Origin of the sequence: Oceanihabitans sp. 2_MG-2023 (genome assembly GCF_030547245.1) — a bacterium.
Lineage (GTDB): Bacteria > Bacteroidota > Bacteroidia > Flavobacteriales > Flavobacteriaceae > Oceanihabitans.
This window is the reverse complement of sequence record NZ_JAUOQT010000001.1, coordinates 291,317-304,209: the sequence shown is the minus strand read 5'-3', so window position 1 is coordinate 304,209 and position 12,893 is coordinate 291,317. Positions and strand designations below refer to the sequence as shown.

16 protein-coding genes are annotated in these 12,893 nt (G+C 30.2%); 11 read left to right on the top strand and 5 right to left on the bottom strand.

Annotated features, from left to right (window positions below; genetic code table 11):
- Positions 1–4: 4 nt before the first annotated feature.
- The 6 genes from Q4512_RS01355 to Q4512_RS01330 all read left to right on the top strand — a co-directional run bounded on the left by Q4512_RS01355 (position 5) and on the right by Q4512_RS01330 (position 5,992).
- A complete protein-coding gene (locus Q4512_RS01355) occupies positions 5–265 on the top strand; it encodes a hypothetical protein (RefSeq protein WP_303420807.1) in 261 nt (86 codons plus the stop codon).
- Entirely contained in the window at positions 249–881 is a 633-nt protein-coding gene (gene pnuC / locus Q4512_RS01350; RefSeq protein WP_303420805.1) for a nicotinamide riboside transporter PnuC, read from the top strand. Before Q4512_RS01355 ends, pnuC begins: the two co-directional genes overlap by 17 nt.
- Positions 842–1,411, top strand: a complete 570-nt coding sequence (locus Q4512_RS01345; protein ID WP_303420803.1) for an ATP-binding protein — start codon at positions 842–844, stop codon at positions 1,409–1,411. The genes pnuC and Q4512_RS01345 overlap by 40 nt, the downstream gene beginning before the upstream one ends.
- Positions 1,408–2,964 (top strand): DUF4301 family protein, encoded by a 1,557-nt coding sequence (locus Q4512_RS01340; RefSeq protein WP_303420801.1) that lies wholly within the window; start codon positions 1,408–1,410, stop codon positions 2,962–2,964. The genes Q4512_RS01345 and Q4512_RS01340 overlap by 4 nt, the downstream gene beginning before the upstream one ends.
- The gene (gene arfB / locus Q4512_RS01335; protein ID WP_303420799.1) at positions 2,964–3,371 is read left to right on the top strand and encodes an alternative ribosome rescue aminoacyl-tRNA hydrolase ArfB; all 408 of its coding nucleotides are present in this window, start codon (positions 2,964–2,966) and stop codon (positions 3,369–3,371) included. The genes Q4512_RS01340 and arfB overlap by 1 nt, the downstream gene beginning before the upstream one ends.
- Before the next feature lie 437 nt (positions 3,372–3,808).
- Positions 3,809–5,992 carry a TonB-dependent receptor gene (locus tag Q4512_RS01330; RefSeq protein WP_303420797.1) on the top strand — a complete coding sequence of 728 codons (2,184 nt, stop codon included), beginning with the start codon at positions 3,809–3,811 and terminating at the stop codon, positions 5,990–5,992.
- Between the two features lie 199 nt (positions 5,993–6,191).
- Here Q4512_RS01330 and Q4512_RS01325 read toward each other — a convergent pair whose 3' ends face one another.
- Positions 6,192–6,629: a hypothetical protein gene (locus Q4512_RS01325; RefSeq protein ID WP_303420796.1), complete on the bottom strand. Its 438-nt coding sequence runs from the start codon at positions 6,627–6,629 to the stop codon at positions 6,192–6,194.
- Between the two features lie 250 nt (positions 6,630–6,879).
- Between Q4512_RS01325 and greA the strand changes: the two genes are divergently transcribed.
- Both greA and Q4512_RS01315 read left to right on the top strand, forming a co-directional pair.
- Positions 6,880–7,353 carry a transcription elongation factor GreA gene (gene greA, locus Q4512_RS01320; RefSeq protein ID WP_303420795.1) on the top strand — a complete coding sequence of 158 codons (474 nt, stop codon included), beginning with the start codon at positions 6,880–6,882 and terminating at the stop codon, positions 7,351–7,353.
- A gap of 120 nt (positions 7,354–7,473) precedes the next feature.
- Positions 7,474–7,863: an HIT family protein gene (locus tag Q4512_RS01315; RefSeq protein WP_303420794.1), complete on the top strand. Its 390-nt coding sequence runs from the start codon at positions 7,474–7,476 to the stop codon at positions 7,861–7,863.
- Here Q4512_RS01315 and Q4512_RS01310 read toward each other — a convergent pair.
- Positions 7,854–8,201, bottom strand: coding sequence for a hypothetical protein (locus Q4512_RS01310; protein ID WP_303420793.1), 348 nt, complete (start codon positions 8,199–8,201; stop codon positions 7,854–7,856). The genes Q4512_RS01315 and Q4512_RS01310 overlap by 10 nt on opposite strands.
- A 2-nt stretch (positions 8,202–8,203) precedes the next feature.
- Positions 8,204–9,379, bottom strand: a complete 1,176-nt coding sequence (locus Q4512_RS01305; RefSeq protein WP_303420792.1) for a PAS domain-containing sensor histidine kinase — start codon at positions 9,377–9,379, stop codon at positions 8,204–8,206.
- 278 nt (positions 9,380–9,657) lie between these two features.
- On the opposite strand from Q4512_RS01305, the gene Q4512_RS01300 reads away from it, so the two are divergent.
- The 3 genes from Q4512_RS01300 to aat all read left to right on the top strand — a co-directional run bounded on the left by Q4512_RS01300 (position 9,658) and on the right by aat (position 11,651).
- A complete protein-coding gene (locus Q4512_RS01300; protein WP_303420791.1) occupies positions 9,658–10,512 on the top strand; it encodes a flavin reductase family protein in 855 nt (284 codons plus the stop codon).
- 45 nt (positions 10,513–10,557) lie between these two features.
- Positions 10,558–10,935 carry a DUF3127 domain-containing protein gene (locus Q4512_RS01295; RefSeq protein WP_303420790.1) on the top strand — a complete coding sequence of 126 codons (378 nt, stop codon included), beginning with the start codon at positions 10,558–10,560 and terminating at the stop codon, positions 10,933–10,935.
- An 89-nt stretch (positions 10,936–11,024) separates the two neighbouring features.
- Positions 11,025–11,651 (top strand): leucyl/phenylalanyl-tRNA--protein transferase, encoded by a 627-nt coding sequence (gene aat, locus Q4512_RS01290; protein WP_303420788.1) that lies wholly within the window; start codon positions 11,025–11,027, stop codon positions 11,649–11,651.
- Here aat and Q4512_RS01285 read toward each other — a convergent pair.
- Positions 11,635–12,315 (bottom strand): DUF2490 domain-containing protein, encoded by a 681-nt coding sequence (locus Q4512_RS01285; protein ID WP_303420786.1) that lies wholly within the window; start codon positions 12,313–12,315, stop codon positions 11,635–11,637. The two genes, aat and Q4512_RS01285, sit on opposite strands and share 17 nt — an antisense overlap.
- Positions 12,302–12,892, bottom strand: a complete 591-nt coding sequence (locus Q4512_RS01280; RefSeq protein ID WP_303420784.1) for a hypothetical protein — start codon at positions 12,890–12,892, stop codon at positions 12,302–12,304. Before Q4512_RS01280 ends, Q4512_RS01285 begins: the two co-directional genes overlap by 14 nt.
- Between the last annotated feature and the right edge of the window lies 1 nt (position 12,893).

Sequence of the window (12,893 nt, the reverse complement as noted above, 5' to 3'; positions counted from 1 at the left end):
ACATATGGAAATATCTGTAGATCTTACTCTTTCTCCTTTACAGGATGATTATGAAAAACATGTAATTCAATTTATTAAAGCTTTACGAGATTCTGAATTTAAGGTTTTAGAAAATCCGTTAAGCACACAAATTTTTGGAGATTACGATACCTTGATGCCTTTCTTAACACAAGAGATAAAACGTTCTTTTCAAGAAGTAGATATTTCGGTACTAACCATGAAGGTAGTTAAAACCAATAGAAGTGATTATGAACCACATTTTTGATTTCCTTTTTGGGCAGTATGCCGATTACCAAACACTAGATATTGTATTAGAAATTGTTGCAGTTGTTTTTGGATTTCTATCGGTTTGGTTTTCTAGAAAAAACAATATTTTAGTATTTCCAACAGGAATGGTAAGCACCTGTATATTCGTGTATTTATTATTAAAATGGCAACTTTTAGGCGACATGATGATTAATGCATATTACTTTATTATGAGTGTATATGGTTGGTATATTTGGACACGAAAAGTAGATGCTAGTCATGTTACTCCAATTTCTAGAACGACCAATAAAGAAAAAAAAATAAGTGTAGCTATCTTTTTCGCAACATTAGTTTTTGTATTTATTATTTATAAAACGTTTGATAAATGGAATGGTTGGGTAGCATACATAGATACCGTTACAACAGCTGTGTTTTTTGTAGGAATGTGGCTTATGGCAAAACGTAAAATAGAAAACTGGATCTACTGGATTATTGGTGATATTATTTCTATTCCTTTGTATTTTTATAAAGGATTTACCTTTACCAGTTTTCAGTATTTTGGATTTACAATTATAGCAATTTTAGGATATTTAGCATGGAAGAAAAGCTTAAACAAGAAGCAAGTAACTGTATAAAAGTAGTTTTGTTTGGACCGGAATCGACTGGAAAAACAACACTTTCAAGACAATTAGCAAGATATTACAATTCGGTCTGGACACCCGAATATGCTAGAGAATACCTGCAAGATAAATGGAATAATGAACGTAAAACTTGCGAGCCTAAAGATTTGCTGCCAATTGCTATTGGGCAAATTAAATTAGAAAATGCTTTAGCTAAAAAAACAGATTCTGTATTAATTTGCGATACCGATTTACTGGAAACTAAAGTGTATTCAGAAACTTATTATTCAGGGATTTGTGATCCTATTCTTGAAAAATATGCACTAGAAAATAAATATGATTTATACTTTTTAACGTATATTGACACTCCTTGGGAAGCAGATGATTTAAGAGATAAACCAGAAGAACGTTTAAGTATGTTCAATGCATTTCAAGAAACATTAATAAAATATAATAGACCCTATGTTTTGCTAAAAGGAGATAAGAAAACTCGTTTAGATATGGCAGTAAAACATATTGATGAATTATTAAATAGAAAGAAGTGAAATTTACAGAAAAAGATAAACTACAAATAGCATCTAAAAACCTTACTTTAGAAAAAGTTAATGCTCAAATACAACTTTTTAAAAATGGAATTCCATTTGTAAATTTAAAAGATGCTGCAAATATTGGTAATGGTATTTTAAAGTTATCGGAAACAGAAAAAAAGAAAGCAATTCAATTTTTCGAAGATAAAAGAAACCAGAAATCTATTCTTAAATTTGTTCCTGCTTCTGGAGCTGCAACAAGAATGTTTAAATTCTTGTTTCAATTTATAAAAGAATATGATGTAAATAAAGAAAGTGTTAATTCATACATTAATAGAAATAAAGCTACAGAGTTATCTTTGTTTTTGGTAGGTGTAGAAAAGTTTCCTTTTTACGGACAAGTTCTTGACAAAGTTAAATCGCTTATCTCAAATTTTAACTCCCTTACGCAAGATGAAAAAAAGTTAGAATTTATTAAAACCATGTTAGAACCAGAAAAGCTTAATTATGGTTTTTATCCTAAAGGATTACTACCTTTTCATCAATATAAAGATCATGTATCTACAGCTTTTGAAGAACATTTATTTGAATCCGCACTTTATGCTTCTTCAAATAATGAAGCAGACTTACATTTTACCATTTCGGAAAAACATAAAAATATTTTTGATGCTGAGTTTAAACGAGTAGAAGAAATTGTAAAAGCAAAAACGAAGACTAAATTTAATATATCATTTTCATACCAATGCCAATCTACAGACACCGTTGCTGTAACACCAAAAAATGATGCTTTTAGAGAAGATAATGGCGATTTGCTGTTTAGACCTTCTGGTCATGGCGCACTTTTAAATAACTTAAATAAACTAGATGCCGATGTTATTTTTATTAAAAATATAGATAATATAGTAGTTTCTAAATATGAAAATGAAGTCGCAGAATATAAGAAAATGCTTGGTGGTTTATTAATAGAATTACAAGAACAAGCATTTGCTTATTTAGAAAAATTAGAATGCAATACCCTTTCGGAAAAAGAGCTAATTAGTATAGCAGAATTTTTAAAGAATAAACTACATGTTGTAATTAATATAGAGTTTGAAAAATATTCTGAAACCTATCAAATTGAATATCTAAAGGAAAAATTAAATCGTCCAATTCGAATTTGTGGTATGGTGAAAAATGAAGGAGAACCAGGAGGAGGACCATTTTGGATCAAAGATGAAAGTGGCAATATCTCCCTTCAAATTGTAGAGTCTGCACAAATTGATAAAAAGAATAAAACACAAAAAAGAATATTAAAAAATGCAACCCATTTTAATCCTGTAGACCTTGTTTGTGGTATTAAAAACTATAAAGGCGAAAAATTTGATTTGAATAAATTTGTAGACCCCAAAACAGGGTTTATTACTATGAAAACCAAAACAGGAAAAGACTTAAAAGCTTTAGAGCTTCCTGGACTTTGGAATGGCGCTATGGCATATTGGAATACCATTTTTGTAGAAGTACCACTAATTACTTTTAATCCAGTAAAAACTGTAACAGACTTGTTAAAAGCGGCACATCAAATAAACGACTAATGTTTCATGAACAACAGTTAATACACGAATTAAGGTTTAAAGCAATACGGAGTTCTGGTGCTGGAGGACAACATGTAAATAAAGTCTCTTCAAAAATAGAACTTACATTTAATTTAGAGGATTCTCAGGTATTAAATGAAGACCAAAAGCAACGTTTAAAAATAAAACTACATGCTAGACTTACAAAAGAAAATGTACTTCTTTTTCAATGTGGAGAAAGTAGAAGTCAGCATAAAAACAAACAAATAGCCATAAAAAGATTCCTTCAAATAATTAAAGAAGGATTAGTGGTTCCTAAAAGAAGAAAACCAACTAAGATCCCTAAAGCAGTAAAAATAAAACGCTTAAAATCTAAACGCGTAAATTCTGAAAAGAAAGCAAACAGAAAAAAACCAAACCTAGATTAAATACTTTCTTTTTTTTATAAAATTGTAACAAGAAGTCTTTATTAATTCATAATTCGTCATTACATTTGCATCGTTCTCAAAAAAGGGGTGCTTAAAGGATTGGAGATTGTTGAATTCATAAATTCAAAAAATCATAAATCAAAAATTCAAAATTCAAAAATCTTTTTGGCTGAGATCATACCCATTGAACCTAGAACAGGTAATGCTGTTTAGGAATGCGAGCGTTAAGAAAATGTCTTAAAGATATTTTTAGCGAGTATGATAAAGTTAACCATGTTAATTTTAATTCTAAATTTGACTATGTATACAATTATGCATGTAATGATTTAAAATAAAAGAAACATTTTAATATCGTATTCGTTTATACGCTCAAACAAAATCAATTAATAACAAAAGAATAATTACCTCTTTTTATTCGATTATAAAACATAATCGTAATGAAAAACCTATTTCTTTTTTTAACACTTTTAGTGTTAACAGTCCGTGCTAATGCACAAGAAAAAAAACAAGACTCTACTAAAACAGAGCAGCTAGATGAAGTTCTAGTAAAAGCCGTTCGTGTAAATGCTACTTCTCCAATTACACATACAAATGTTAGTAAAGAAGACCTTGCTAAGCGAAATTTAGGGCAAGATATTCCTGTGTTACTTAATTTTTTACCATCTGTAGTTACCACAACAGATGCTGGAGCAGGAGTTGGTTACACGTATATTCGTGTTCGTGGTATTAATGCACAATCTACTAATATTACACTTAATGGTATACCTTATAACGATGCAGAATCGTTAGGGACTTTTTGGGTAAATCTAGGAGATTTTGCTTCCTCGGTAGAAAGTTTGCAGCTACAACGTGGTGTTGGTACATCTACCAATGGCTCTGGTGCTTTTGGAGCAAGTATTAATGTGTTAACAGATGCTGTTTCCGAAGTTGCTAATGGTGAAATTTCTAATTCTTTTGGTAGTTACAATACCAGGAAACACAACGTGAAGTTTAGTACAGGGAAATTAAATAATCATTTTGAAATTGCAGGTCGCTTATCGCAAATAAAATCAGATGGTTATATAGATAGAGCTACTTCAGATCTTAAATCTTATTTCTTACAAGGTGCTTATGTTGACGATAATCGCTTAATTAAAGCAATTACATTTAGTGGTCACGAAGTAACGTATCAATCTTGGTATGGTTTGGAAGATTTAGATGTTTTAAAAGACGACAGAACATTCAATGTTGCAGGAATGTACACCGATGAAAATGGCAATACACGTTTTCACGAAAATGAAGAAGATAACTACAAGCAAGACCATTATCAGTTACATTACACAGAACGTATAAATAATTATTGGTCAACAAATTTAAGTTTAAATTATACGCATGGTAAAGGATACTTTGAGCAGTATAAAGAAGATGAAGATTTTGCCGATTATGATTTAGATGAAGTAACTCTAGGAGGCGAAACCATTAATACGACAGATTTAATACGAAGACGTTGGTTAGATAACGATTTTTATGTAGTAAATGCCAATGCAAATTTTAAGAAAAATAAGTTAGATATGCTTTTTGGCGGAAGTTATAGTGCTTATGATGGAGATCATTTTGGCGAAATTATTTGGGCAAGAAATGCAAGCTCTAGTGAAATAAACGATACCTATTACGACGGAAATGGAAAGAAAAAAGATGCCAGTTTTTTTACTAAAGCAACCGTTAAATTAAATGAAAAAATTTCCCTTTTTGGAGATTTGCAATTGCGATTTGTAGATTATAAAACAACAGGTTTAACCTCCGATAGAGTTCCATTATTAATTGATGAAAATTATAGTTTTTTCAATCCTAAAGTAGGAATTACCTATGCATTAAATACTAACGATAACGTATACTTCTCTTATGCAAGAGCGAATAGAGAACCAAATAGAGATGATTTTGAAAACAATGAAACTGTTAACCCAGAACAATTAAATGATTTTGAATTAGGTTACAGACATCAATCAGAAATATTTAGTATTAATACCAATTTGTACTTCATGTTGTATAATGAACAATTAGTGCTTACCGGAGAAAGAGACAATGTAGGTAATCCAGTACGAACTAATAGTGGTGAAAGTTATCGATTAGGTTTAGAAGTAGAAGCAGCAGTAAAACCTTTAAAATGGTTAACCATACAACCTGCTATAACTGTTAGTTCTAACAAAAATAAAAGTACTGTTGTAAATAGAGATGGCGCTTTAACAGATTTAGGTAAAACAAATATTTCTTTTTCACCAGAGTTTGTGTTGTCTAATGCCTTAGTTTTTAATCCAGTTAAAGGCCTAGATTTAGCACTGCTAACTAAACATGTAGGAGAGCAATATATGGGAAACACAGATAGTGAAGCATCTAAATTAGATAGTTATTTTGTAAATGATTTTAATGTTTCTTATCAATTAGAAACCAATGCATTTGTAAAGTCTATTACATTTACTGCATTAGTGAATAACATTTTTAATGAAGAGTATATTTCAAACGGTTATTATTATACCTATGATGATACATGGTCTGTACCTGATGAAACTACAACTATTGAAGGCGCTGGGTATTTTCCCCAAGCAACTAGAAATTTCTTAGTAGGAGCTACATTAAAATTTTAATTTAACTCGTGTTATTTTAAAGTAGAGATTCACATAGTTTATACCTTAAAGTAAAAGCCATTCTAAAAAATAGAATGGCTTTTTTTTTAATCAATTAATACATTAAAAATTTATTCCCACTACTAAGATATGAAAAACATATAGAATATTTTCTATAAAACGAAATTATTTTAATTCTATAGTGTTGAATTTCTGCGCTTTAGTTGTTGTATACTCTGATGATACTTCCGCTTACTTCCACAAAATAAGGTTTTAACCCATAGGGTCCTGTGGTAGTTCCATTAGGTTGCCCTGTTAATATATCATAAGAATTGTCATCATCACAACTACAGGTTGCTATAACACCATCTACAGTTAAAGCAGAGCAGTTTTGATAATAGTGATTAGGATCACTTAACTCAAAAGCGATATAGGAGCTTCCTGAGTAATACACTACAATACCACTTAAACCATAGGTATATAAAACCACATGGTTTCCAGGAAATAGTAAATCATTGTACTGCGGAAAACTTGTGTTTATAGTCGTTCCTGTGTCAAAATTTATATCGGTTAGAAATTCGTTGTCGTTACTATTATCATTTTTACTACAAGCTAGCATTATAAAGCTACTTATAGTTATTAGAAATAACTTTTTCATTCTTTTTTTTGTTTGGCAATGTACAAAAAATGTACTTTCAATGCTGTGTTTAATACTTTTACTAAAGGAACATTTGTTCATAAATAAAACCTTGAGATAAAGTACTTTTGTTTAGATTTTTTACTAAGTATATAAAAATTTTGTATTTTTGTTATACAATCTCGTGTATGCGAGATTTTTTTATGCTGAACTCTTACTCAGAGCATTTGTCTAAGGAGGTTTCAGCATCTTTTATATAAACGATAAAGTTATGAGTAAAGTATCTTATTATACAGCAGAAGGCTTAAAAAAATTAAGAGAAGAGCTTAAACAGCTTAAAGACATAGAACGCGTAAAAGCCTCTAAGGCAATTGCAGAAGCAAGAGATAAAGGAGATTTAAGTGAGAACGCCGAATACGATGCTGCTAAAGAAGCACAAGGAATGCTTGAAATGCGTATTTCTAAATTAGAAGATCAACTAGCAGGTGCTCGCGTTATCGACGAAAGTCAAATGGATAACTCTAAAATTTTAGTACTTTCTAAAGTGAAAATAAAAAACCAAACCAACGGCATGGAAATGTTATATACTTTGGTGGCGGATGGTGAAGCAGATTTGGCTACAGGTAAAATATCTGTTAATTCACCAATAGGTAAAGGTTTATTAGGTAAAAGTGTTGGTGATGTTGCCGAAATACAAGTGCCAAGTGGTATTATTAAGTTTGATATTGTAGAGATTTCTAGATAATTTATTCTTGCCATTACAGCAACCTTATTAAGGTACAATAATTTTCATTCCTATTTTTAACGTAAAACGATTCGGTTATAAATAGGAATTTTTATATTTACAAATAAACCTTTTTATCTTATGGCTTCTATATTCACGAAAATTGTTAAAGGCGAAATACCTTGTTATAAAGTTGCAGAAACCGATGCGTTTTTAGCATTTTTAGATGTAAATCCAAATGCTAAAGGACACACGCTTTGTATACCTAAAAAGGAAGTAGATAAAATCTTTGATCTAGACGAAGAAACCTATATTGGTTTGATGCAGTTTTCACGAAAAGTAGCTATTGCTATAGAAAAAGCAATTGTTTGTAATCGTGTTGGTGTTTCTGTTATAGGATTAGAGGTGCCGCATGTACATGTACATTTAATTCCGTTAAATACAATGAAAGATGCAAGTTTTATGCAGAAAACAAAATTAAATACTCAAGAGTTTCAAGAAATAGCAAAAGCTATTCAGTCTTATTTATAAAGAATTGCAAGTAAAATTCCACAAAGAATTAAAACGCTAAATAGCGTAATAAATAGCCAAGCTTTCTTTTTTAGTTTTATGGAAGCTTTTTTAGGTGTAAATGCTTTTTGTTGATAGGCAAATACACGCTCTATGTCTTCGGTCCACATTACAGGAAAAATAGCAGTATTACAAGTTTTACAATATATTGCTTGCGTAGTTTCGTTGGTTATCGATCTGTAAAGAGAGTTTTCTATAAATTTTTGTTTAAACGTTAATTGTAATCCATTTGTGTTATAGCATTCTGGACAATTATTATTTAAGGTCACTTCTTTTATTGTAATCCATTTTTTGTCCATAATTAAATGCTTTTTAATGCAATCTGCATGGTAGTGCCTTTATTAATTTCAGAATGTAATACTTTAATTTTTCCATCATGAAATTCTTCAATAATACGTTTTGCAAGCGATAGCCCTAAACCCCAACCTCTCTTTTTTGTAGTAAAACCAGGTTCGAAAATAGCTTTAAATTGTTTTTTTGATAAACCTTTTCCAGAATCTGAAATGTTAATACTTATATTGTTTTCTAATTGTTTGATTTCAATTTTAAGAGTCCCTTTTCCTTTCATAGCATCAATACCATTTTTTACAAGGTTCTCGATAGTCCAACTATATAACTGTTTGTTTAAATTTACAAAAATTTTGTTTTCTGGCACAATGATCTCAAAATCAATTAGTTTAGAGAGTCTGGTTTTAAGATAATCATAAGTAGCTAAGGTTTCTTCGACGATATCTGTTTTTTCTAATTTTGGTAAAGAGCCTATCTTACTAAAACGTTCTGTAATGGTTTGTAATCTACTAATATCTTTTTCAATTTCTTTAATATAATCTGGGTTTACATTTTCTGTTTTTAATATCTCTGCCCAGCCAATTAAAGAAGACAAAGGTGTGCCAATTTGATGCGCAGTTTCTTTTGCCATACCAGACCATAATTTGTTTTCTATAGCAGTTTTATTACTTCTGTAGAAAAAGTAAACTACAGCAGCAAATAAAATAATGATTAACAATAGTGCTAGCGGATAATATTTTAGTTTGTTTAATAGCGGCGAATTACCATAATAAAGAACTTGACCGTCGTAGTTTACGCTTACAGGTACGTTTTCACTACTAAATTGTTTAATTAATATCTTTGTATTTTTAACTGCAAAAAGAGAATCCTTTTTTGTTCCTTCACCAATATTATTAAAAGTAACCAGCGAAGAATCTTTATCTACAACAAGCATTGGTGTTGTATTATTACTACTAAGTATTTTTAAAGTTAAATCTAAATTTGAAGAAGCATTTTCGTCTGTAGAGAGTTCGCTTACTACCTTTAAGAACTCATTTTGCGCAAAAGACCAGTTTTCCATTTTAATGCGTTCTTCTGCTTTAAACTTTTGAAAGAAAACATAGGTATTCCATAAAATTAACGAAATAATAGCAAAAGAGGCTATTACTATAATCCATCGAATAAGATTTCTGTTTTTTGAAAAAACCATACATTATATTTAGAGCTTGTAATATACTTAAAGCTAGTAGTTTTTGGTAATTTAGGATTAGATATTTTTTATTTTATGCAGGCAACCATTTTTAGAATAGTAGTAACTATAGTTAAAATTTTTTACGAACAGAAAGTAAAAAAGAGCAAGTATAAAAATCAATAAAATATTTGTTTTAAGTATACAATGCAAATCTGTTAATAATATTGTGCTAGCTTTTTGGAAATCGTTTTTTGTTGCGCGTTAAAAGGCTTATTTTTGAATAAATTATTTTGTACATGCTATCATTTACACCACAAGAGCTTACAACACCAAAATTACATGGGTATTTATTAAGCGCAGTCGCACCAAGACCTATTGCTTTTGCTAGTACTATAGATGCAAATGGGAATCCTAATTTGTCGCCATTTAGTTTTTTTAATGTATTTAGTGCCAATCCGCCAATTTTAATATTTTCTCCAGCTCGTCGTGTACGAGATAACACTATAAAGCATACGCTTGAAAATGTGGAAGCTGTAAAAGAGGTAGTAATTAATGTGGTAAATTATGATTTAGTGCACCAAATGTCTTTAAGTAGTACAGAATATCCCGAAGGTGTAAACGAGTTTGAAAAAGCTGGTTTAACGATGTTATCATCCGATATTGTAAAACCTTTTCGAGTAGCAGAATCACCTATTCAATTAGAATGCAAGGTGAATCAAGTAGTAAAACTAGGTACAGAAGGAGGAGCGGGAAATTTAGTGGTTTGCGAAGTTGTAAAACTACATATTGAAGAAGGCGTATTAAACCAAGACCAATCTATTAATCAAGAGTTACTAGATCTAGTAGCTAGGGCAGGAGGAAGTTATTATAGTCGTGCAAAAGAAGGTTTTTTCGAAATACCAAAGCCGCTTTCTACATTAGGAATCGGTGTAGATAGTTTGCCCGAAGAAATAAAAAATAGTGCTATCTTAACAGGAAACGATTTAGGTATGTTGGCTAATGTTGAAAACTTGCCAGAAGAAAAAAGCATTAAGGCTTTTAAAAACGAACATAATTTAAGTTCTTTATCCACCGAAATAAAACACAAAAAAGCAAAAGATTTTTTAAGTTTTAATGATTTAGAAAGTGCTTGGAAAATGTTATTATCGTAAATTTGCGATATCAAATCAGACGAATATTTAATAATTATATAGAAAATGGAAGTACAAGGAAAAGTAAAAATGATTGGAGAAACTCAAACTTTTGGAAGTAATGGGTTTAGAAAAAGAGAATTAGTAGTTACAACAGAAGAGCAATATCCGCAACATATACTAGTAGAGTTTGTGCAAGATAAAACAGACCTTTTAAATAACTATAAAGAAGGACAAGCTGTAAAAGTAAATATCAATTTAAGAGGAAGAGAATGGGTTAATCCACAAGGAGAAACTAAATATTTTAATTCGGTACAAGGATGGAGAATTGAAGCTTTACAAGCAGGAAGTGCATCTGGAGATATGCCACCAGTACCACCAGCAGAAGCTTTTGAGCCAGCAACAGATGTAAAAGAAGAAGATCATGACGATTTACCGTTCTAAATATCTTTTTTAATTTCCGCAAAAGCGAAAATTTTATAAAAAAAACCTCGATTACCATATTGGTATCGAGGTTTTTTTATTTTTACCAGATGTATCTATTAGATCAAAATATAATATTTCCAAATGTAGAAGATGCAGATAAAGATGGTTTGCTTGCTATTGGTGGCGATTTAAGTCCTGAAAGGCTCTTACTTGCTTATAAAAAGGGGGTTTTTCCTTGGTTTAATGAAAATGATCCAATTTTATGGTGGTCTCCTGATCCTAGATTTGTATTGTTTCCAGGAAAATTGAAGGTTTCAAAAAGTATGAAACAAGTACTTAGAAAAGCAGATTTTACGGTTACTATAAATGAAGATTTTTTAGGGGTTATTAAGGCATGTGCAATAGCAAAGCGAGAAGGACAATCTGGTACATGGATTACTGATACTATGGTGCAAGCATACTTGAAATTACATCAATTAGGTTATGCAAAATCTGTTGAGGTTTGGCAAAAGGATATACTTGTTGCTGGATTATATGGTTTAGACTTAAATAATGGTGTTTTTTGTGGAGAAAGTATGTTTACTAAAGTAAGTAATGCGAGTAAAGTTGCTTTTATAAGCTTTATACAAAATACCAATTACAAACTTATAGATTGCCAAGTATACACCAAACACCTAGAAAGCCTTGGTGCAGAAGAGATAACTAGAGATGCTTTTCTTAAATTTTTAAAATAGCAGATGTTAATATAAAAAGCTTTTGTTCTGTAATTATATTAAAGGCTTCAAATCTATATTCTAATCCTGCTTGTAAGTTTATTTTTTCACTAAGTAACCAGCCTATTTGTACTGTTGTTCTATGGTCTATTTCGGGTGCAGATAATGCATTCATGCTATTTAATAATTCCATAGAAGATATAAAATATGCTTCATTAATATCTAGTTGGTCTCCTTTTAACGGAAAGTCTAATGCAAAACGATAACGTATTCGATGTACAGTAACAGCTTCTAAAAACCGTTGTTCTACTCTAAATCGATGTCCAAAACGCTTGCTTAATCTTTTTTTAGTGAAATTGTATTGTTGTGTAAGTCTTAGTTCATTGCTTTTGTCTTCAAATAGATCTCTATTTCTATATTGAATACCTAAACTCAAACTATTATTGTGGTTTAAAGAATATGTAGAGAAGTGAACGATATCTACTTGTCTTTGTTTATATCTTAAGTTATCATTTTGATAAATATATGCCCTAGATTTTATTGCAAAATTTGCTTTGTAAACAGATGAAAATTTATGATTTACAGAAAATGCAGATTCACTTAAAGACTCAAAAGATTCTTGTGCAATACTTTTTGAAGCACAAAAAAACAAACCTATATATATTAGTTTTTTAATATAATACATGTTCGTAAGATTCTAAATTTACAGGTTGTGAAGTTGAAAATACACCATCTTTAGTAAAAGTGATTTCTAGGATTTCTCTTTTTCCTTCAATTGTGATTTCTGTAATTGTTTCATAAAAAATATTAGACACATCTGTATTCTTGATAGCCTCGTTTAAAACCGAAAATGTATTTGTATTAGTGGTGTTTCTGTATTGTTTCTGAATTTTAATAAAACGATATTTACTGTAGTTTTTAGTTAAATACGAATCGATTTTATGAAATGTTTGTTTATTAATATGGCGCTTTTTAATATAAATCTCAATGTCTTCTAGTATACCTTCTTTATTAAATTCAATACTATAGTGCTTTTTGCGAAGCTTAAATTTAGCTTCAAAACTACTTTTTTCATTATTTGTTTCTTTAAATAGTTTTATTGGTTTTGTGTTTTCAGGAAGGCCTTTTAAATAGGTTAATGCAATATCCGGAAATTGGGCTGCAGTAACACGTATTTCTACTTCATTTTTAGCTTGTGAAAATAAACTACAGTGAAACAATATTGCTAGTATAAGTGTGTATGTAATGTTAATTTTTGTCAAG

What these genes read in the sequence shown, in the direction of transcription:
- Q4512_RS01295 (WP_303420790.1), top strand. Translation starts at nt 10,558, where the DNA reads ATGGAAGTACAAGGAAAAGTAAAAATGATTGGAGAAACTCAAACTTTT.
- Q4512_RS01285 (WP_303420786.1), bottom strand. Translation starts at nt 12,315, where the DNA reads ATGTATTATATTAAAAAACTAATATATATAGGTTTGTTTTTTTGTGCT.
- Q4512_RS01300 (WP_303420791.1), top strand. Translation starts at nt 9,658, where the DNA reads ATGCTATCATTTACACCACAAGAGCTTACAACACCAAAATTACATGGG.
- Q4512_RS01305 (WP_303420792.1), bottom strand. Translation starts at nt 9,379, where the DNA reads ATGGTTTTTTCAAAAAACAGAAATCTTATTCGATGGATTATAGTAATA.
- Q4512_RS01345 (WP_303420803.1), top strand. Translation starts at nt 842, where the DNA reads ATGGAAGAAAAGCTTAAACAAGAAGCAAGTAACTGTATAAAAGTAGTT.
- greA (WP_303420795.1), top strand. Translation starts at nt 6,880, where the DNA reads ATGAGTAAAGTATCTTATTATACAGCAGAAGGCTTAAAAAAATTAAGA.
- Q4512_RS01310 (WP_303420793.1), bottom strand. Translation starts at nt 8,201, where the DNA reads ATGGACAAAAAATGGATTACAATAAAAGAAGTGACCTTAAATAATAAT.
- Q4512_RS01315 (WP_303420794.1), top strand. Translation starts at nt 7,474, where the DNA reads ATGGCTTCTATATTCACGAAAATTGTTAAAGGCGAAATACCTTGTTAT.
- pnuC (WP_303420805.1), top strand. Translation starts at nt 249, where the DNA reads ATGAACCACATTTTTGATTTCCTTTTTGGGCAGTATGCCGATTACCAA.
- Q4512_RS01355 (WP_303420807.1), top strand. Translation starts at nt 5, where the DNA reads ATGGAAATATCTGTAGATCTTACTCTTTCTCCTTTACAGGATGATTAT.
- Q4512_RS01330 (WP_303420797.1), top strand. Translation starts at nt 3,809, where the DNA reads ATGAAAAACCTATTTCTTTTTTTAACACTTTTAGTGTTAACAGTCCGT.
- Q4512_RS01325 (WP_303420796.1), bottom strand. Translation starts at nt 6,629, where the DNA reads ATGAAAAAGTTATTTCTAATAACTATAAGTAGCTTTATAATGCTAGCT.
- arfB (WP_303420799.1), top strand. Translation starts at nt 2,964, where the DNA reads ATGTTTCATGAACAACAGTTAATACACGAATTAAGGTTTAAAGCAATA.
- aat (WP_303420788.1), top strand. Translation starts at nt 11,025, where the DNA reads ATGTATCTATTAGATCAAAATATAATATTTCCAAATGTAGAAGATGCA.